19 protein-coding genes and 1 tRNA gene are annotated in these 20517 nt (G+C 35.0%); 12 read left to right on the top strand and 8 right to left on the bottom strand.

Translation table 11 applies throughout. The annotated features are described in order from the left end of the window. The first annotated feature begins 417 nt into the window (after positions 1-417). Complete coding sequence (locus H344_RS0114210) at positions 418-1398, top strand: bile acid:sodium symporter family protein (RefSeq protein WP_026810922.1); 981 nt, start codon at positions 418-420, stop codon at positions 1396-1398. Between the two features lie 93 nt (positions 1399-1491). Here the strand turns inward: H344_RS0114210 and H344_RS0114205 are convergent, their stop codons facing one another. Then, entirely contained in the window at positions 1492-2418 is a 927-nt protein-coding gene (locus tag H344_RS0114205; RefSeq protein WP_026810921.1) for a serine hydrolase, read from the bottom strand. A gap of 403 nt (positions 2419-2821) precedes the next feature. Here H344_RS0114205 and H344_RS0114200 point away from each other — a divergent pair, with 403 nt between their 5' ends. Next, the gene (locus H344_RS0114200) at positions 2822-3721 is read left to right on the top strand and encodes a DMT family transporter (RefSeq protein ID WP_026810920.1); all 900 of its coding nucleotides are present in this window, start codon (positions 2822-2824) and stop codon (positions 3719-3721) included. A gap of 277 nt (positions 3722-3998) precedes the next feature. Here H344_RS0114200 and H344_RS0114195 read toward each other — a convergent pair whose 3' ends face one another. The 5 genes from H344_RS0114195 to H344_RS0114175 all read right to left on the bottom strand — a co-directional run bounded on the left by H344_RS0114195 (position 3999) and on the right by H344_RS0114175 (position 6497). Further along, positions 3999-4592 carry a TlpA family protein disulfide reductase gene (locus tag H344_RS0114195; RefSeq protein ID WP_026810919.1) on the bottom strand — a complete coding sequence of 198 codons (594 nt, stop codon included), beginning with the start codon at positions 4590-4592 and terminating at the stop codon, positions 3999-4001. A 41-nt stretch (positions 4593-4633) separates the two neighbouring features. Continuing rightward, on the bottom strand, positions 4634-5050 hold the full coding sequence (locus H344_RS0114190; protein WP_026810918.1) for a DsrE family protein: 417 nt from the start codon (positions 5048-5050) through the stop codon (positions 4634-4636). Positions 5051-5115: 65 nt separating this feature from the next. Beyond that, entirely contained in the window at positions 5116-5532 is a 417-nt protein-coding gene (locus tag H344_RS0114185; RefSeq protein ID WP_026810917.1) for a hypothetical protein, read from the bottom strand. Between the two features lie 99 nt (positions 5533-5631). Then, a complete protein-coding gene (locus H344_RS0114180) occupies positions 5632-6030 on the bottom strand; it encodes a DoxX family protein (protein ID WP_034256699.1) in 399 nt (132 codons plus the stop codon). 113 nt (positions 6031-6143) lie between these two features. Continuing rightward, the gene (locus tag H344_RS0114175) at positions 6144-6497 is read right to left on the bottom strand and encodes a hypothetical protein (RefSeq protein WP_157378293.1); all 354 of its coding nucleotides are present in this window, start codon (positions 6495-6497) and stop codon (positions 6144-6146) included. A gap of 366 nt (positions 6498-6863) precedes the next feature. Here H344_RS0114175 and H344_RS0114170 point away from each other — a divergent pair, with 366 nt between their 5' ends. Both H344_RS0114170 and H344_RS0114165 read left to right on the top strand, forming a co-directional pair. Beyond that, positions 6864-8285, top strand: coding sequence for an SDR family oxidoreductase (locus tag H344_RS0114170; RefSeq protein WP_026810914.1), 1422 nt, complete (start codon positions 6864-6866; stop codon positions 8283-8285). A gap of 313 nt (positions 8286-8598) precedes the next feature. Continuing rightward, a complete protein-coding gene (locus H344_RS0114165; RefSeq protein ID WP_026810913.1) occupies positions 8599-8814 on the top strand; it encodes a hypothetical protein in 216 nt (71 codons plus the stop codon). Positions 8815-8912: 98 nt separating this feature from the next. On the opposite strand, the gene H344_RS0114160 is transcribed toward H344_RS0114165, so the two are convergent. Beyond that, positions 8913-10856: an FG-GAP repeat domain-containing protein gene (locus H344_RS0114160; protein WP_051254336.1), complete on the bottom strand. Its 1944-nt coding sequence runs from the start codon at positions 10854-10856 to the stop codon at positions 8913-8915. A 195-nt stretch (positions 10857-11051) separates the two neighbouring features. Here H344_RS0114160 and H344_RS0114155 point away from each other — a divergent pair. From H344_RS0114155 to H344_RS0114120, 8 genes are all read left to right on the top strand, one after another. Then, positions 11052-11128, top strand: a tRNA-Pro gene (locus H344_RS0114155). A gap of 252 nt (positions 11129-11380) precedes the next feature. Further along, positions 11381-11686 carry a helix-turn-helix transcriptional regulator gene (locus H344_RS20370; RefSeq protein WP_051254335.1) on the top strand — a complete coding sequence of 102 codons (306 nt, stop codon included), beginning with the start codon at positions 11381-11383 and terminating at the stop codon, positions 11684-11686. Between the two features lie 482 nt (positions 11687-12168). Continuing rightward, positions 12169-12702, top strand: coding sequence for an RNA polymerase sigma factor (locus H344_RS0114145; RefSeq protein ID WP_051254334.1), 534 nt, complete (start codon positions 12169-12171; stop codon positions 12700-12702). 116 nt (positions 12703-12818) lie between these two features. Continuing rightward, on the top strand, positions 12819-13943 hold the full coding sequence (locus H344_RS21145) for a FecR family protein (RefSeq protein WP_051254333.1): 1125 nt from the start codon (positions 12819-12821) through the stop codon (positions 13941-13943). A gap of 21 nt (positions 13944-13964) precedes the next feature. Then, on the top strand, positions 13965-17342 hold the full coding sequence (locus H344_RS0114135; RefSeq protein WP_026810910.1) for a SusC/RagA family TonB-linked outer membrane protein: 3378 nt from the start codon (positions 13965-13967) through the stop codon (positions 17340-17342). 11 nt (positions 17343-17353) lie between these two features. Then, entirely contained in the window at positions 17354-18787 is a 1434-nt protein-coding gene (locus H344_RS0114130) for a RagB/SusD family nutrient uptake outer membrane protein (RefSeq protein WP_026810909.1), read from the top strand. A 23-nt stretch (positions 18788-18810) separates the two neighbouring features. Then, a complete protein-coding gene (locus tag H344_RS0114125; protein WP_026810908.1) occupies positions 18811-19272 on the top strand; it encodes a hypothetical protein in 462 nt (153 codons plus the stop codon). Positions 19273-19276: 4 nt separating this feature from the next. Further along, positions 19277-20191 carry a M16 family metallopeptidase gene (locus H344_RS0114120; RefSeq protein ID WP_026810907.1) on the top strand — a complete coding sequence of 305 codons (915 nt, stop codon included), beginning with the start codon at positions 19277-19279 and terminating at the stop codon, positions 20189-20191. Here H344_RS0114120 and H344_RS21140 read toward each other — a convergent pair. Next, on the bottom strand, positions 20188-20517 hold a 330-nt coding region (locus H344_RS21140; RefSeq protein WP_205667168.1), incomplete at its 5' end, for a transposase. The genes H344_RS0114120 and H344_RS21140 overlap by 4 nt on opposite strands.

Here is a 20517-nt window from a genome sequence, read left to right as displayed (position 1 = left end):
GGAGTAGGATTATACTTTATCTCCCTTTAGGCTCATTGGTCATTTTTTATAATATGGCGATGAAATTACGGAATCGGAAGGGTTTTTAAAAATATTAAGAGGTTACTTACTTTAGTGCAATTAATTTTTTAAGGTTAGGAAACCTAGTAGTTTGGGATTTATTGTTAGGACGGATGCTGATTATAGTTAAAATGGGGGGGCTATTCACTATTTATAAAGGGAATAACAATCCCTCTTTTTTACTATGTGGTTAACACATTGTTTTCCATTAACTTTGACAAATTAAAAGCTATAATAAAGTAACTTTAATTTACTAGGTTCTATTTGTACTTAGTAATAGAATTAAGGAATTAAATTGCTGCTTGTTAAGCATAAAAAGATTAGTATAATAGGCCTCTGTCTTATTGAAGTTTACTTATGAGAATGAAGATTGATAAGTTTGTTCTGTCCATTATAATTGTAATAGGAATTGCCTATTTTTTTCCGCAATGGGGTTCATCAACAAGTAAAGTTCCTTTAGATGCGATCAGTGATATTGGGATTTCATTAATTTTCTTTTTCTATGGACTTAAACTGAGTCCGAATAAATTAAAAGCGGGATTAAAGAACTGGAAGCTGCACGTGCTTGTCCATGCCTCCACCTTTATACTTTTTCCAATTTTAGTCTTAATCTTTAGACCTTTGTTGCAAACAGAGGCACAAGAGTTAATGTGGTTGGCATTCTTTTTTTTGGCAGCTTTACCATCAACTGTTTCTTCTTCTGTAGTGATGGTTTCTATGGCAAAAGGGAATGTTCCCGCAGCGATTTTTAACGCCAGTATTTCAGGAATAATTGGTATAGTCCTAACGCCAATTTGGATGGGGCTCTTTGTGCAAGATGCCCAATCCGATTTCGATTTTACGGAGATTTACATTAGCCTCATTCTTCAAATTATTATACCAGTGATTATAGGGCTTTTATTACAGCGTTTTTTAGGACGCTATGTGCAACAATATAGTAGTCAACTCAGCTTATTCGATAAATCCATTATTTTACTGATTATCTACAAGAGTTTTGCAGGATCTTTTGAGGAGAATATTTTTGGATCGGTGTCGCTATTAGACCTGATGAGTATTTGCTTAGCGGTGATCGTATTATTCTTGGCTGCTTATTTCTTAACTGGTATTGTTGCTAAGAGATTGGGCTTTAATCTAGAAGATAAGATTACCGCCCAGTTCTGTGGTACTAAAAAATCCTTGGTACACGGAACCGTTTTTTCTAAAATAATCTTCGGACATATGGCTACCTTGGGGATTATTCTCTTGCCGTTGATGATATATCACGCTTTTCAAATACTGGTTTTAAGTGTGGTTTCACAAAGATTAGGAAATAGGGAAGTGGTAGAAGCTAGTTTGTAAATAGAATGCTTCTCATTTTAGAATCCCTTTTAGATGAGGTTTTTTATGTGTTAAATGTCTCCACCACTGTATGTTAAGTTTAACGTCAGCTGGTTAATAGCGTAGATCGTTTACCAATTCACGAAATTCCGATGCTGGTTCCCAATCAGATGTTGGATTAAAATAGTTCCATAGATAGGAAGAGATTTTTCGTTGTAATTGCCATGCTTCATTATCAAAACCCCAAGAGACATCTTCGTTATTTTTTGTTCCGATATAGAAAACATAATCTCCCGTAGGAGCATTGACCAATACTAATTCTGATCGGGATTGGTTTACCATTCCTTGTTTGGCGGCAGTCTGTATATAGGGGGGAATTTGGGATAGGGAATAATCTGTATAAAAAGAATTACTCATCACACGGTACATTTCATCGCTAGAAGCTGCATTTACTAGCTGCCGGTTACGGATTTTTGTTAATAAAGAGGCCATTTCTCTTGGTGTGGTTTGGCCCCATCCATACTTTTCCCAGTCTTTAGTTCTTCCTTCGGTTCTACTGTTTACACGGGTATGCTTTAACCCTAAGTTGGCCATTAAAGCGTTTATTGTTTCCCCGCCACCGGCTAGTTCTTGGCACCATAACGAGGTGGTATTATCGCTCATTGTAATCATAAGTGAGATTAAAGTTCTTAGATCGGTTACAGTACTATCTTTATAGAATTGCATCAGTCCAGCGCCTCCATAGGCACGCTTGGTATCATAGATTAAAGTATCATTTAAAGAAAGCTCCCCTTTATTTATTTTATCGAAAACACCAGTAAGGATAGGTACTTTTACAATGCTAGCAGTAGGAAAAATAGTGTCGGCATTTATAGCCGCCTCCGAATTGGTTTTAAGGTTATAGACATAAACACCTACATCGCCTTTAAAATCGCTTACAATATCTTTTAATCCACTCTCTAGGATTTTATCCGTTTGTTGTGCTGATAGTTGATAAACTGCCCCTACAATTAAGAGGGAATAGAAAATAACTAATCTCATGGCCAGAATGTTTTTAATTGTTGATAGCTAATTTATGAAAATATTTAAGGAGGTCTATTAAGATTTTGCCGTGATATATACCATCTTAGGGTGCGAGGTGTTTTAGTTTGACTTTGTAGTAGGTGATTAAGGGTAGTGTTCTGATTAGTAAGGGGATGTGGATTTATTGAATAATATAAAAAGAGGGTGTTTTAATAAAATGAGATTGGATAATAATTAACAAATAATTGGAGGTTTAAGTAGGTTAACGTGATTCCATTTTTACTAATTTCGCCAAATATTTTTTTAACAATAAGGTATTTATTGCATCGCTTAAATTAAGGCCTAGCGTATTCTAAAAAGCTTTTTTTGAATAATGCAATCCCATAATGTAGCGCTATTATAAACAATAACTTTTTAAGAGATGAATAAGGCTAGAATTGCTTTGGCTTTGGGGATAATTTGTATTTCTATATTCCCTATTTTAGTTAAGCTAAATCTTACCCCAGGGGTAGTTTCTGCATTTTATAGAATGGCAATAGCTGCTTCTTTAATTTTACCCTATGTGTTAATTACTAAGAAGCTTAAGATACCCTCGGTTAAACTATTGCTTTCTGCCATGATTTGCGGTTTAGTTTTTGGTGCAGATGTAGCGGTTTGGAATGTAGCCATTCAAGAATCTACAGCTACCCAAGCTACTTTACTTACTAACTTATCTCCAGTTTGGGTAGGTATTGGAGCATTCTTCTTTTTAAAAGACAAGCCAACCACCAATTTCTGGATAGGAACTGTAGTTGCCATTTTGGGGATGGTGATGTTAGTAGGTTTTAACACCTTTGTAAATTTAGATTTCGATCTTGCTTTTTGCCTTGCTATTTTATCGGGCATGTTATACTCCGTTTACATGCTATTGAGTAAGAAAGTTCTAAATGAAGTAGACGTGGTGAGCTTTCTCACTATTACTTTAGTATCGTCTGCGATTGGGTTAGGGATTGTAAGTTATCTTATTGGGGAGCCTTTCACAGGTTTTTCTAATGCTGGATGGTTAACCCTAGTAGTACAAGGCGTAGTATGTCAGCTTTTAGCATGGTTGTTAATAAGTTATGCTACTAAACATATGCGCGCTACTAGAGTGTCGGTAAGTCTTTTAGGGCAGGCCGTTATTGCCTCCATATTAGCATGGTTGTTATTAGACGAATCTATTTCCTTACAAATGGTTATAGGCGGCTTCTTTTTATTGTTCGGTATCCGAATTACCTTTTATCAGAAGCAATTACTTGCTAGAAAACGATCTGTACAAGGCACTTTCTCGGTAAAACATTGAGTTGGTTCGCAAGTTTAATTTAATAATTACCAATAGGGTTTAATAAAGAGTACTTTTCAGAAGGCTGGAAGAAGTAATATAAAAAAGGGAGGTTCAATTAAGAATCTCCCTTTTTCAATAGAATTACATCTTACTTTTACTCGATAATCGAGATCTAAATGTTCCTAGGCTGGCTTGCCCGAATATTTCAGGCGGGCCTCGAAATCAATACGTTTTTTTTCTTTTAATGCCTTGTGGGCCTGCCCGAATTTTTCAGGCGGGCTTGCCCCAAGGTAGTTTACTGTATACTTCGCATAAACTCAGTGAACTTTTTAGAGGTATAATTGGCCATCCCTTTGTGAGTTAAAACCAACTTACCACTTGCATCAATAACAAATGTAGTAGGAATACTGTTAGACTGGTACATCTGTGGGATAGGGCCGTTAGGCTGATAGATTTCAAAATCGTATCCTTTTCTTTCTTTAAAAGATTTTGCTTTCTCAAAACTTTCATCCACGGACAGCATTATAAATTCCACATTCTCATCCTTTAGCTCGTTGTATAATTTATTTATGCTGGGCATTTCAGCTATACATGGGGGACACCATGTTGCCCATACATTGATAAATATGGCTTTTCCTCGAAACTTCTCCATAGATACAGGTTCTCCCTTACTATTTACTAGGTCTAGGTTGAAATTTGCCGTAGGATAAGATCCCTCGTTTTCTGCCAACTTCTCTTTATTTACGTTCGGATTCATTATTCCGGTTGCCAAAAGACCACGTTGAGCAAAACCAATTACTTCAGTATGTAATCCAGTGGTATATAGAATAAGGCCTACGGCAATTATTCCAACCCATTGCAATAGTTCCTTTTTCATTTTTTTATTCATATAAATCTATGTTTAATACTATTATAGTTTCGTTATAAACTTTAAAGACTTAAACCCATAACTCCTTTTTTCTGAAGCTGTAGGTAATAGGTAAAGGCGTTGGGTACTACTTTAAATTCTTTTGGGATATCTTTTTCAGATACCTGGAACTTATCTAGCGCCATTTTACAAACTACTAAGGTAGCCTTAGCTTCTTTAGCCTCTTTAAGATAAGGATCCATTAACTTTTGGTCCGTTAAAGATGTTACTTCTTTCCCGTAAATAATGACTTCGAAGCTCCCAAATAAATCTCCGTCTTCTTGTTGTAAGGAGGCTGAAGCTAGGGTAATAGGTTTTAGTTGTTGAATTTTAGTGGTCATTACAGCATAATGATTAACTTTCTTATCCTGAGCATTTATTGTGCCACCAAGAATAAAGGTAAGGATTAAAATAGAGGTTCTTAAAAATGTAGTTTTCATCTTATTTTATTTTTTATACGCATGCAGTGCAATGCAGGAATTAAATTAATTATGGTTTAAATTATTTACAAATCAAGGTTTAAATAGCCTTTCTTTAAAAGTTGTAATTGGTGTAAGATACCGTTTTCTACCGTTTGAATGCCTTGCGGAACCTTGCTACGGTCTACTTTAAATTTGTTGAGTGAGAATCCACAGGCAACTATCTTTATGGGTTTAGAATCTATCCGATTTAAAATAGGATTCATGATCTGTCTGTCCGTAATTTGATGAATGGATTTACCACAAAAAACAATCTGAAATTCACCAAAATTATTCGGATTGGCTATCATCAGTTCTTCAGCAGTTTCTATCACCCCGGTTAAGGAATTGCTGTTTTTAACCAGTGCCGAATAGTTTACGTTAGGCGCTGTGTTTTGAGCCTTTATTTGAAAGGGTAGCATTAAGAGTGCTCCCGCTAGTATTAGCAATGTTTTAATTTTCATTTGTTTAAATTTTATTGTTTTTTATCGGTCAGATGTAAATCGCCATTAAACATTTCGGTTGGTATCACCTTAATTGTTATGGCTCGTTTCATAAATTTATTATTTAATGGTGTTGCTAGTATCATTTAGTACAAAAAATAGCAAGCCTCCAAAGATGGCTATATTCTTAAATAAGGGGCCTAAGGTGCTAGCTTGCCCTATTTGGATCGTTATGGTTATAGGAATTAAAGTTGCAATAAGAATTAGTGCCGCCCATTTGGTCTTGTAACCAATAAGAAAGCTGATTCCTGCAAGGAGCATAACAATACCAGATAGAATTACTAATAGAGTAGGATCACCAAATAAATAGGCGAAATTTTTATTGTTAGCCATCTCAATTCGCCCTGCTACTTTATCGGGCTGTAGGAGGTGGTTTAGGCCAGCAATTAAAAATATCCCGCTTACGGCTATACGCAATAATTGCACAGAATGAAGGCCGACTTCAATTTTATGTTTCATTTTTATTTTGATAATTTGATAATAATATATAATACACTTTATTGTACCAAAGCGTATGCTCCAATTGGCAATAAGTATATTATTAAAAGAGTTTTAGAATTGTAATGCTTAGGTTAAGCAATTCTTGGAGGTGGGTAATTTTTATCGTGGTAAAGCCCTTCAACAAATGGAAGTTTAAAATTAAAAGTAGTATGCATTAAGTCTTGTTCTATTAGATCCCATCGATGGCTTTTTAACTGAAATACAGTAGAGCAGGGGACCATCATAAATATGGCTTCTGTTGGAGATGTATCAGTAATTAATTTCGCAGATGATGTACCATTGTCCCTGTTGTTCTTGCAAAAAGGATTTACATACACTATCTGATCGTTCTCCATCACCAAGGAAAGGATCTTAGCATCTACAACTAGAAACTTTGTTAGGAACAAAGTTAATAATAGAACTGATATGATTTGTTTTATTTTCATTGCGACCCCAAACATAACAAAAACAATAACTCTCCTTTGCAACAATTGTTACATAATGTCCCAAGACAGCGAACTTTATGATTTTGATAAGAATTTAGATCTAGGAACTGTTTTTTAAATCAATTTTTTTGATTCTTACTTAGTCAATTGGATGCAGGAAAAGGTTTATGAAGTAAAAATATACGTGATTGTGATAATAAAAATGAAGCATTATACGTGATATGCTATTCGGTTTGTATACATTTAAGTTATCACGTTAAATGCAAACTCACTTTTGAGTATGACACACGATTTCTTAACGGAAGGATTTTGTAAATCTAGTTCAATTGCAATTCCTCTAATTTGAAGGTAGAAATAAGATAATAGATGAAAATATTAGTCACAGGTGCAACTGGATATATTGGAAAGCGAATCATTCCATTGTTGGTGCAAGACGGGCATAATGTGGTATGTGCAGTTCGCAATAAGCAGCGCGCAGCAAGTAGTTATCGGGATGAAGAACAGATTGAAATTGTTGAAGTAGATTTTCTTAAACCGGAAACATTTACCAATATCCCCAATGATATTGATGTAGCGTATTACTTAATTCATTCCATGAGTAATACTTCTAGCGATTTTGAAAAGTTGGAAGAGAAATGTGCCATTAATTTTAAGTCGGCTTTAGAAAGCACACAGGTACAACAGGTAATATATTTAAGTGGTATTACTAACGAAGAGAAACTATCTAAACATCTTAGATCTAGAAAAAATGTTGAAGAGGCGCTAGCCTCAAATCATTATGCCCTTACAATTTTTAAAGCGGGCATAATTGTAGGCTCTGGCAGTTCTTCCTTTGAGATTATTAGAGATCTGGTAGAAAAACTACCGGTTATGATTGCCCCTAAATGGCTTAATACTAAAACGCAACCCTTAGCAATTAGGGATGTTTTGGCGTTTTTATCCAAAGCTGCTGGAGATGAGCGACTTTTCAATACGTCTTATGATATTTTTGGTCCAGAGATAATAACCTATAAACAGATGTTACTTCAGTTTGCAGAAGTGAGAAAATTGAAGCGATATATTCTAACGGTGCCTGTAATGACCCCAAAGCTTTCTTCTTATTGGTTGTATTTTGTAACCTCTACCTCTTACAAGTTGGCTACTAATTTGGTAGACAGTATGGGAGTGCAGATTGTAGGGAAACGCAGTAATATAAATGAGTTGCTAAATGTACAGCCAATGCCTTATAAAGAGGCAGTAGCCTTAGCATTCGAAAAAATAGAACAAAATAGTATTGTATCTAGCTGGAAAGATTCTTTTGTAAGTAGTGGCCGATTAAAAGAAGATTTTCATAAGTATGTGAACGTACCAAAATATGGCTGCTTTACAGATTATAAAGAGAGAACAATAACTGACGAGCAGAAAACTATAGATAAAATATGGGCTATAGGAGGTTCCACTGGATGGTATTATGGTACATTTTTGTGGAAAATTAGGGGATATTTAGATAAAATGGTAGGTGGAATTGGATTGCGTAGAGGGAGGACAAGTGAAACCCATTTGGAAGTAGGGGATGCGCTCGATTTTTGGCGGGTTATTTTTGCTGATAAGTCCCAAAAAAAAATGCTTTTATATGCCGAAATGAAATTACCAGGTGAAGCTTGGTTAGAATTTAAAATTGAGGATAATTTACTAAAACAGACAGCAACCTTTAGACCAAGGGGAGTGGCAGGTAGGTTGTATTGGTATAGTGTATTGCCATTTCATGGATTTATTTTTAAGGGAATGATAGACCGATTGGCATCTTAATAAGGCATCTTTTTAATTTTTTTCTAGGTTAATAACCCGTTAAATTGAGGTTGATTTCTGTTAAATAAGTTTTAACAGCCTTTATAGTGTACTAAACCGATCGTAAATTTGATTAGTTTCGAAAGTGAGATGAGAAGGGTACTTTTTTTGGGAGAAATGAAGTAATATTTTTATATTGGGAGATTATAGTGAAAACCAATATGCGAATGGAAGTTAAGGAGTGCCATTTTATTATTCCGAAATTTCGGTCTAAAAAGGATTAAACTAAAAAAGAGAAAATTAAAAAGAGAACTGAATTATATAATTTCATAATATGGATTTAATAGAAAGAGCACTAGAGTTTGAACAAAGGAAAATGAAGTCACTTTCTACAAGTGACCGCGTCGCCCTATCTCGTGAAGCTAAGGAATTGATATTAGAATTAAATGAAGTCTATAAAGAGGAAAAGGACGATAAAATAATGGATATTATGAAGCGTCTAACGGTTATAAAACAGAAAATAGAGAAGCGTTTAAAGCTTAGAATGTAGTATTATTAGAGCTATAGCAGTGATTGTAGAACAATAATAAACTGTGGTTCTTTCGCAGCAGCTCTTAATATTTATGTTTAAGTAAATGACCGGAATTTTTATTCGGACAAATAATAAAAATGTCCGTCTTCTGCTCCTATAAATAAGTTGGGCTTCCCATCCTTGTCCCAATCAACAATAGTAGGGCTAGTAGTATGTCCGGCTAGTTTCTGAGAAATCAAATCGCCTTTAAATTTAAAATGGGTAAATCCATTTGCCTTAGCTACATTTTCGTACCATTCCACATTTTTACTATTTACTAATAGATCAAGATCGCCATCTTGGTCCCAATCGGTTAAGGTGATTTTTCTTCGCCCACTACCACCTGCCTCACGTTCGTTTAAGCGTAGGGGTTGGTTGTCAGCATTTATAAATATACGTTGCCCTGGTTTCAACAAAAACTCTTCACTTTTTTTAAAACGCTCAAAAAATGTCAGGTATCCCTCGTGATCTAACATTATAAGGTCCATTAAACCATCTTTGTTCCAATCTATGGCAAGTGGGGTGGTTCGCCATTGAGATACCAATTCATGCTGTTGAGGATTCCACCAATTCCATTTTGGTTTGGGAACAGGTAGCTTTTGCCAATCTACTTTTACACCGCCCATTTTTGTTAGCTTAGGAGCTCCTTTGGTGCCTATATTTTTTAGCCATTCTACCTTTCCGAAAATAGAATTGTAAACAATATCCTTTAGGCCATCTCCATCCCAATCAGCTACGGTAAGGGTAGTGTAACCCCATTTGCGTTCTGCGGGACCTTGTATAGAACCATTTATACCTGCCATGATACGGAATACCTCACCATCTGCTTCTAGATATACTGGCTTAGCAAAACTGGGTAGGGTACTGCCATCCAAGTTCTCAATAAAACCAATATATCCGGCGGAGTTACCGCAAATAAGGTCTTCGTCCCCATCATCATCCCAATCTACACTAAAGGGAGTTATAAGGGCTCCAAATTTTATATTGTAGGGTTTTTGTTGTAGGTAGATGGGCGATTTAAAGACAGGCATGTTAAGGTCAATCTTCCCCGTGTTTTCTATAAAAACGACTCTACCATCTTCGTCCCCAACTATCAAATCGATATGTCCGTTATTGTTCCAATCGACAGCAACTGGGCGCATCATTTCCAAATCCATTATTAATGGTCCAAATTCATTTTGGAGCTGTCTTCCAATAGTAAATTTAGGGTTTTCACGGGTTCCAATATTTTCGAACCAAGTAAAGCCATCTACAAATTCGCCACAAATTATGTCCAAATCCCCGTCGTTATCAAAGTCGGCCATATTGGGACTGGGATTCCCATAGACATCTATAGGCTGATTGTCTGCTAATATCCTTCCTTTGTTTATAAAATTGCCATTTTCATTGATAAGCAAATAGAGATATCCCCGAAGGTCACCGTTGGTCCATTCTCCTTTATTATTATAGGCATTGTCCCATCCATATTCTTTCCAATCGTCTATTCCAACTATAATATCCTGATCGCCATCATTATCGTAATCCACATATTTCCAATCATTAAATCGTTCTTTATACTGATTTAGCAATTCGGCAGCGTTGTAAATCCCGGTTGGACGTGTATACCCATATTTTCTGAAATTCTGGAATTCTACCCCAGATCCTAGAACATGCGGTTCACCTTTCACATAGGAAACTGTAATGTTGCGCATGCCGTCACCGATTTTTATGGGTGTATTAAATAGGGGGGACGGGGAATCACTATCTGATATATTTTCAAAATAAAAAGTCCCGTTATAGGGAACGTCTGTGCAGGAAACAATCATGTCTATGTCCCCGTCTAAGTCGTAATCCATGGGAAGTGGATTTGCCCATAGGCCAACGGCTAGATCTGTGGTTTGTGTGGTGTCTTGGTATTTTAATCTAATAAGTTGATCTTGATTGTTCTGTCCGTGTGCAAATAGGAACAAAACGGATAACGGAAAAAAGAGTATTGCTTTTAGTTTTTGTTTACGGGTTATTACGGAAAAGGCTGTTTTCATTTGAATTGGCAGTTAGGATGTATTAATTTATGATTTTCAGGATAATCGAGCAAACTTTTGAAAGCGAAGTTGTTATAGATAGATATGTAATTAGCCTTTGTAATTGATATTAAATGGATTATCATGAGGGTTTAATTTTTCCTTGCAAACATTGGCTTTTATTGATGAAGTTTGTTATTTTTGCAGTCGGATTTTCGGGATGTAGCGCAGCCCGGTAGCGTACACGCCTGGGGGGCGTGGGGTCGCAGGTTCAAATCCTGTCATCCCGACCAATAAACACGGGGCTTTCAAGAGATTGGAAGCCTCGTTTTTTATTGCAGGTACAACATAGGTACAACAAATAGCCCTTTTATTATCTACCATAGGGGAACTGATGAAAATTAATTATTTGAATTTTTTCATCATATTTCAACGAATCTTTACTGATTCCTCAATCAATATTGTTTCTTTTAGTTAAAGTTCCCTGCATTTTCATTTTGAGGAGTTTCCTTCTATAAATTGAAGAGAATCCTAAAACAACTATTATGGAAGAGCGAGAAAAAATGGTAGAACTTTTATCGGATATTAGGGGACTACTTGCCCATAACAAGAAAACAATGAATATAGATGACTTGTCACTCTATACAGGGCTATCCAAAAGTAAAATCTATAAGCTTACCCAATTTAAACTTATTCCAACAGGGAATAATCCACACATCCGTCAGAAGTTTTTTGATAAGGATGCGATTGATGCCTGGCTACTGGGGGAACCTGATGTTTCAGATGAAACTTTGGAACACCGATTTAATCAACAACTAATTAAAAACAGGAAGAAGAAGAATCAAAATTAATTAGTTTATTCGTTTAGTTGCGATAATCCGTCAAATACCATTCTTTTTATATGATAATAACTTTATCTGATTGGGAGGATAGTTTATTGGTAATTAAAATGGTTTGAGCACAATATTTTAATTAAAAAACATTCGTTTAAAAAAATTAATTACTTCTACAGAAAATTAATTTTTGTAATATTTGAACCATAAGCTGATAAAGTCTAATTTCTTGATTTAAAGTTTTTTAAGAGATTATTAAATTATTCTAAAGAGGATTTATTAAGGGCTTTCAATAACGTAAGCTGTTAATAAAGAACAGCACATTATTTAAACGTAAATATGAAAGGCAATGATTGGAAAGTCCTAGAAAAATTTCTTATGATATATATTTAATGAATCATTGTTAATTCTAAATATAAAGAAGCATACTGCAGCCTTCTTTCTTAGATTAAGTATTTTTGTTTTTTTAGTGTAACGATTAATTGTTTAGTAGGATTTTAATGGATGATATAGAAGAACTATATAATCTTTATATAGATAGTTTGTTTGCTTATGGAATCCGTTTGGGCTTTAATAGGGAGCAGGTTATGGATTCTATTCATAACGTGTACCAAAGGATTATGCTAAGTAATAAGACTAAGGAACTAAGAAGTCCTAAATCTTACTTGTTTAAAAGTTTACGTAACGAACTTTATGATGAATATCGGAAAGGTATAAGAATGGAAAGGGTCGAAGGCAATATTGAAGATGCTTCTTTTCATTTGCAAATAAGTGTTGAAGATATGCTTATTGCGGATGAAGTTAAAGTTGAGGTGAAATCAAAAATAAATAAAATTATGGATCAGCTATCTTCTAGGCAGAGAGAGGTTATTTACTTAAGATATACACAAAACTATGAATACCAACAAATAGCTGATATTATGGGGATAGGAGTGCCTTCCTGTCGGAACTTAATTTTAAAGGCATTGAAGGTGTTAAGATCGGAAAATGCCGATTACTTTTTATTTTTAGCTTTACTCAAAAATACCCATTAATACCGATTTAACATTTGTTTAACTTTTGTAAAGGTGATATAATCAATTTTGATAGGTCATAAGTGTAGGCTAGAGTTCTATACGAATGAGAGTCTATAATTGATGCCCTTTTATAAATGAAAGTTGAAGAATTCTTAACGAATAAACATTTTATAGTTTGGATGCTTACACAGGATCCTGCTGGTACTAGCTATTGGGAGGAGTACTTGAATCAAAATCCGGGGGATAAAGCGAACTTTATTCAGGCTAAAACCCAATTTCAAAAAGCTTACTTTAAGGAAGAGCGACTTACTGAAAATGAGAAAGATGCTTTGTATCAGAAGCTTATAAGACGAAAAGCTACAGAGGTAAAAGGTAATCGAAAAATTTTTAGAAGCTATACAAAATATGCAATAGCGGCTACTTTAGCCTTGCTGATATCTATTGGTTTGTATTACTACCGATACAATGCCTCCAAATTACCATCCGAAATTCTAGTTGAATATAATCCTATTCAAGAAAATGTAATATTAATATCTGGGGATAATCACTATTTATTTGAAAGCAATACAGCTCTTAAAATTAATGAGAGTGGTATTGTTGATGAAAACGGGGATTCTCTTAAAACAGTTATCAATGATTATAATACGTTGATTGTTCCCTATGGGAAACGATCAGAATTGGTGTTATCTGACGGTTCTAAGCTATGGGTTAATTCGGGAAGTAAATTGAAATTTCCATCAAAATTTTCTGATAGGGAAAGGAGAGTTTATCTAGAGGGGGAAATTTATATTGAGGTTGCAAAAAATAGTTCTAGACCATTCATTGTAGAGACTCCTAAGGTCAAAGTAGATGTATTGGGAACTATGTTCAATGTAAACGCATATTCAGATTCCTTCGTTTCGGAGGATAGGGTAGTCGTAGTGGAGGGGAGTGTAGGAGTTAAAACGACTAGCGGAGATAGGACAAAGCTGGTTGCTAATGAATCTGCTACGTTTACGGAAGCAGAGTTGATTAAAGAAAGGGTAGATGTAGATAGGTTTACTTCTTGGAAGAATGGGTATTTACTATTTAATGATACTCCTATGGAGAAAGTTCTGTTGGAATTGTCTAGGTACTATAATATTACATTTTCTGAAGAATCTCAAAATATATCAGAACAGACCTGTACTGGAAAGATATACCTGTCAGACGATGTCTCAGATGTGCTAAAGACGTTATCAATTCTAATAGATGGATCCTTTACAATAAAACAAAAATAGATCTTGTAATAATTAACGCAAATGAGAAATAACCAATTTAGAACAAATTTCAGTTTTGTCTCTTTTAATGTAAAAATGAGTGTCTTATATAATGTTATGTTTTTGTTTGCATTTACGTTGTGTACGCCTATGCATGCCACTGAATTTAATACTCAGCCTTCAGGGATAACAATAAAGGCAAAAAATGAAACCTTAAGAAAAGTAATAAATGTTATTGAAGAGAAATCCAATTTTGTTTTTATCCAAACTGGACTAAAGTCAAGTGATTTAAACACAAAAATTAATATTGAGGTTGAAAATAAGGAAATTGATAAAGTTTTGAGCTTGCTTTTAAAGGGAATCAACGTGCAATTCAAGGTAATAGGAAGGCAAATAATTCTATTTAAAGGCAATAATAAGGCCTCAAGTCAAAGTATTAAGGATTACATACAAACACTTATAAGTGTTTCCGGATCAGTCATAGACGAAACCGGGATGCCGATTGGTGGAGCAACGATACAGTTGAAAAATAATAGGAAAAAATGGGTAGTTGCAGATTTCGATGGTCAATTTACCATGAATGATGTGCCTAGTGGTAGTGTATTGGTTATTGCTAGTTTAGGGTTTGTGAAACAAGAAATACTGGTAGATAGCTCAGAAGAGTTAGCTATAATACTAAAGGAAGATGTACAGGCATTGGAAGAGGTGGTAGTAACCAGTAATTATGGAACTGAACAAAAAAAGTCCAACCTAGTGTCTAGCGTTTACCAGGTCACCACAAAGGATATAGAATACCTTCCTCAACAGCGCGTAGATAAAATGTTAGAGGGTCTAGTACCAGGTTTGGAGTATATGCCACAAAGTGATGATGCCTCTAGCGCTAGGCCAAGGCATTCAGTTACTATAAGAGGTGAAGCCTCTCTTGCTGCTTCTAATGAACCGCTATGGATAATAGATGGTACCCCTATGTTTACGGGGGACAAAACTAATTTAATTTATGGCTTACAGACTAGTGTAAGTCCCTTATCTTATATTAATCCAGATGATATTAAGTCGATCACCGTTTTAAAAGATGCGTCGGCAACTTCATTATATGGTGCTGATGGTGCTAATGGAGTTATTTTAATAACAACAAAACAAGGGGCTATTAGTAAACCTCAGTTTAATGTTTCATGGCGTACTAGTGCTTCTCAAATTAATAATGAAACGAGGTATAAAACATTGAATAGTCAGCAGTATATGACTTTAGCCAAAGAAGCATTTGTTAATGCAGGCAATGAAGAATCGTTATTCCCTTTTACCGATAGCGAAAATAATAGATATTCTACTACCAATACTGATTGGTATGATGAGTTTTTTGGTATCGGATTAACTAATCAATTAAACGTGTCGGCTTCTGGTGGTACCGAAAAAGCTACTTATTATATTTCAGGGTCGTATTACAGTGATACCAAAACATTGAAGGGAAATGAACAACAACGAATCTCCTTAAGGTCACGAAATACCATAAACTTAACTGACCGGTTGAAGATAGATGTTTCTTTGTCGGGTTCATTTAATACAAATACACTATTTACACCTAGGGATGATTACTATGAAAACTTACCTATTATTTCACCTTATAACGAAGATGGTAGTTTCCGAATGACCTATAGAACTATAGATGGTAGAAACCCAGATGGATCTCTAAAATGGGTGGAAAGCAAATTTTTTAACACTATAGCAGAAAGAGAACAGAATGACAATAATCAAAACACCTTCGCTTTACAGGGGAATCTTAAATTATCCTATGACGTAACGGATGATCTTTCTTATACTGCACAGGTAGGTACGGATTACCAGAGCAGCGTAGAGAAGAGGTATAAGTCAATGAATAATTGGTCAGGTAAGAACATTAACGGAGATCCAACAGGCTATGCAAATTGGGCTCATGCGAATTTCATCAACTGGCATGTTATTAATAGGCTGAATTATAGTAGAAGGATAAATGAACACGCTATAAATGCCGTTGCAGGTTTAGAGATTGTTTCTCGTAAAAATACTTATGTTAGTTCCTATGGTTCTGGGTTTGCCAATGATAATTTACGAACCGTTAGTAGTGCTTCCTACACTACGGGTTCTGCTAATGAGAGAATTACAAAAAGTGCATCTTATCTAGGTCAATTATCCTACACCTATGATAATCGCTATAACCTAGTTTTAAATGCTAGAAAAGATGGAAATTCTAATTTTGGAAAGGATGTTAAATGGGCTGATTTCTCATCTATAGGCCTTTCTTGGAATATACATGAAGAAGATTTTTTTTACAGTGACCAAATTAACACTCTGAGCCTGAAAGGAAGCTATGGTAGTAACGGGAATTCACGCATCGGTCGTCAGGAATCATATGGGATTTATGCTATTAATGATAAGTACCAGTACCATGGAGTCCAGGGTGCCGGAATGTCTAAAGGTCCTAACCCCAATTTAAGTTGGGAAACAACTCGTATGACCAATATTGGATTAAGATTAGCCATGTTTAATAATCGCCTGGATATTTCTCCTGAGATATATAGAAATAAAACGGTTAACCTACTTAGTAATCTAGATGTCTCCAGAACTACTGGAAATACAAGGGTGTATAGAAATGTTGGGGAAATTGAGAATAAAGGTATAGAGGTTACGGTGCAATCTGTAAATATTATGTCTGATGACTTTAAATGGCGATCTACAGTAATGGCCTCACATAATAATAACAAGCTTTTAAAATTATATAATAGCATTCCCAAAAATTTAGGAAATATTAGATGGGAAGAAGGTAGGAATGTCAATACCTATTACTTGGTAGAATGGGCGGGTGTAGATCCAAGGGATGGTTACCCGATGTGGTACGATACACAGGGAAATATAACCAAAGAATACAGTGTTGCTAATAGGGTAGCTAATAAAAAATCTAGTCCAGATTTGTTTGGAAGTGTAATTAACACCTTTGACTATAAAAACTTTAACCTGCGTATCATGGCCAATTATACTATCGGGGGGTATGCATTTAGCTCTTTTGGGAGAAATGTAACCTCGGATGGATTAAACATTATGAGCGAAAACCAATCTGTTAATCAATTGGACCGTTGGAGTGAACCGGGAGATTTAGCACTTTCTCCTAAACCACTTTGGGGTGTAAGCACTCAATCAGTTAGAAATTCTACTAGGTTTTTGTACCATAAGACCCATATTAAGTTGCAAAATGTTTCCTTGGGATATTCCCTAAATAATGAGGTTGCACAATCACTAGGCTTTAAAGCTGTTCAATTTACTTTAATAGGTGACAATTTGTTAGTGTGGACACCTTATGACAAAAAGAATTGGAATTCATATAAAAACAATATGAGCGGATTTCCTATGGAGCAAACTATATCATTAGGGCTTAATGCCACTTTCTAAACTTTAAGAGTATGAAATTAAGACAATTATTTATAACTGCGATTTGTGTATTTACTTTTAATAGCTGTGATAGTTTTTTAGAGGTGGATGAAGTTGGTAAATCTTCGATACCACTTTTCTTTTCCGATATGAACGGAGTAAGAGCGGCTATACCTGGTGCTTATAGTTCGGTGTATGCTTATTATGATTTTGGATATACACTTTATCCCGATGTAGCGGGGGATATGTTACGCCTAAATATTGTTGGAGGTGATACTAAAATGGTCTCCGAATACAATTATAATGCTACTCCAGAAGATGAAATTACTCCTGTAGGTCGTATTTGGAGAGATGGATATGAGGCATTAGCCAATGTTAATAATATAATAGAATATTATCCAAAACTAGTAGAGAAGTTTCCTCAAAACGCTAATGAACTTGCTCAAATAAAAGCTGAGGCTCTTTTCTTAAGAGGCTTAATTCATTTTGATCTTGTAAAAGTATATGCACAACCATTTAATTTTACACCTGATGCATCTCATCCTGGGATTCCAGTCTTAGTAAAAACTCCAGGTCCTGATACTAATGTTGGGAGAAATACAGTATCTGAGACTTATACTCAGATTATAAAAGATTTAGAGGATTCAGCCGAATTGTTTGAAACTGGTATTGAAATTGGAGATGGGTCTGTTTACCATGTTTCAAAATTGGCAGTCTATAGTTTATTGTCTAGGGTGTCTTTATATATGGAGAATTGGTCTGACGCAGCAAATTATGCAACTCTAGTAATTAATGAAACTGAGTTATCTCAGGGACAGGATTATTTAAAAATTTTTAATACGATAGGAGCGTCGGATGAATCTATATTTAGTTTAAGTGGCAAATTAAAAAAATCCACTGTTGGGACATTTTATAATATTAATAACCCTACTGGCTTTGCTGATGTAAAATTAGTAAATCTTTTAAATGAGAATCCCGATGACATTAGACTACAATTGTTAAAAGAAACACCAGGACAGCAAACTACACCTACTTTAAAATATTATAAACCTGGTATTCCTGAAGGGGAACTGCAACATGATATTTTGGTTATTAGAGCTTCAGAAATGTACTTAATCAGAGCGGAAGCTAATGTTAATATGGGACAGTTAGAACATGCCAAAAATGATTTAAAGGCTATTCAGGCAAGGGCACAACAAAGGGAAGTATCTGAAATTGAGATTGCAGAAAATGGGGCATCCGCCTTGCAAAAACTAATTTGGGATGAAAAGGCTAAGGAGTTTTGTTTTGAAGGTCATAGATTGTTCGATTTAACTAGGACAAAACAAGGTGTAGTACGTGATAACTCTAACACCTCTAATGTAAAAGAAGTTCAATACCCCAACTTTAGGTTTGCACTTCCAATCCCACAAACAGAGCTTAATGCAAATAAAAATATACTTCAAAATTCTGGTTACGAACAGTAATAAGTGAAAAAAAACTGAAAAAGATGAATAAATATTTCGTTCTATTGTTGTTACCGTTATTAATAATTTCTGGCTGTAGTAAAGATGAAATTAAAGTTTATGACGAGCCTTTTGTTCATATAAACTTTAATAAACAAGAAAATGTGGACATTAGGTCTAATAGGAGGGACATAGTGGCTTATTATGTGTATTTAAGTTCTAAACCACTCAAAGATGACCTATACGTAGATTATTCGATAATAAATGGAGATGGGTTAACGGAAGGTGTAGATTATAAAGTTCTTACAAAAGAAAACCCATTGCATTTCCCTACTGGAATTTATCAAAGGCCTATACAAATTCAATGGTTGGAGCGTACAGTAGATCCTACTAAGGATAATACGCTAACAATTCAGCTAGATTCCAATAATCTATCTATATCTACTGGTATGCCTGGACCAGATAAAATTCAAAGCAAACTAATATTTACAAAAACAAACAATTAATAAATTGAAAAAAATATATTTCGGACTTCTAGTATTGTTTATCTCTAAAAACTGTTTTTCTCAATTACTTGTTCAAGACAGTATTTTAGTTAAAAAGACTTTACCTAATGGTCTCACTTATTATATATATCCTACCGATAAAGTAAAAGGCGAAGGCTATTTTAGGTTAATGGTAAAGGTGGGGTCAGCACAAGAAACGGATAATCAACGCGGATTAGCCCATTTTTTGGAGCATATGGCATTTAATGGAATTGAACATTTTGAAGCTAATAAGTTAATTGATTTTCTAGAATCTAATGGCTCCAAATTTGGACATGACTTAAATGCACATACCTCGTTTTTGGAAACTGTTTACAAATTAAAAATACCCACACATAATAAATCAGTGGTTGATTCTACACTTTTAATTATGTCTGATTGGGTAAATGGGATGCTATTAGATAGCAATGAAGTAGAAAAGGAAAGAGGAGTTGTATTATCAGAGTGGTTGTCTAAGCAATCACCAAAAGCAAAAAGCGGACAGGTCTTTCTAAACACCCTTTTAAATAATTCTAGATACTCGGAAAGAAAGGTGATAGGGGATACCACTAGTTTAAAAAACTTTAAATTGAAAGAGCTGCGTAGTTTCTATGAGAAATGGTATGACCCTTCTCTGATGGCAGTAGCAGTTACTGGTGATGTAAATGTAGTTGAAATAGAAGAGGAAATTATTTCTAAATTTGGAAATATACCCGCATCCTATCCTAAGCTAGAGACGTATAGTATAGACAATTTTAATAACGATAGCCTAATTGTTTATAGTGATGAATGGGTTAAGGGAATGGAATTAAATTTGATTCAACTCAGAGACCCTTTAAGAAATGTAGTCAATAAAGAGGCTTATTCTAGGTACTTAACTCGTAGTTTGGCTCTAGTTTAAGTTTGCGTTGATATTAGTTTTTCATACCTAGTGTCTATATTTCTGTATCTGGCATAGGTTCCAATGTCTTCAACGGTCTTGGGAACAAAGGCCTGGAGCATGTCCTTACTACCCTTGAGGTGCTCCTTTACCCTAAACCAATTCAGATACTGCTGAAGATATTTGGTCGAAACGCCCCAAAAAGTGCCGTCTATCCATTTCTTTAGTCTATTGTGCGTGGAATTCACATGTTGTATATGGTAAACGCCTTGCTTTACCCGTTGTTTTATAATTCCCTTCAGGGCATGGTGTTCCAGTTTTCGATCCATTGCAAAACCTTTGTAGAT

The sequence above is a fragment of the Arenibacter latericius DSM 15913 genome, from assembly GCF_000424985.1.
In the GTDB taxonomy this organism is placed as follows: Bacteria; Bacteroidota; Bacteroidia; order Flavobacteriales; family Flavobacteriaceae; genus Arenibacter; species Arenibacter latericius.
Note: the sequence above shows the minus strand (reverse complement) of the source record. Positions and strands in the feature narration are given on the sequence as shown.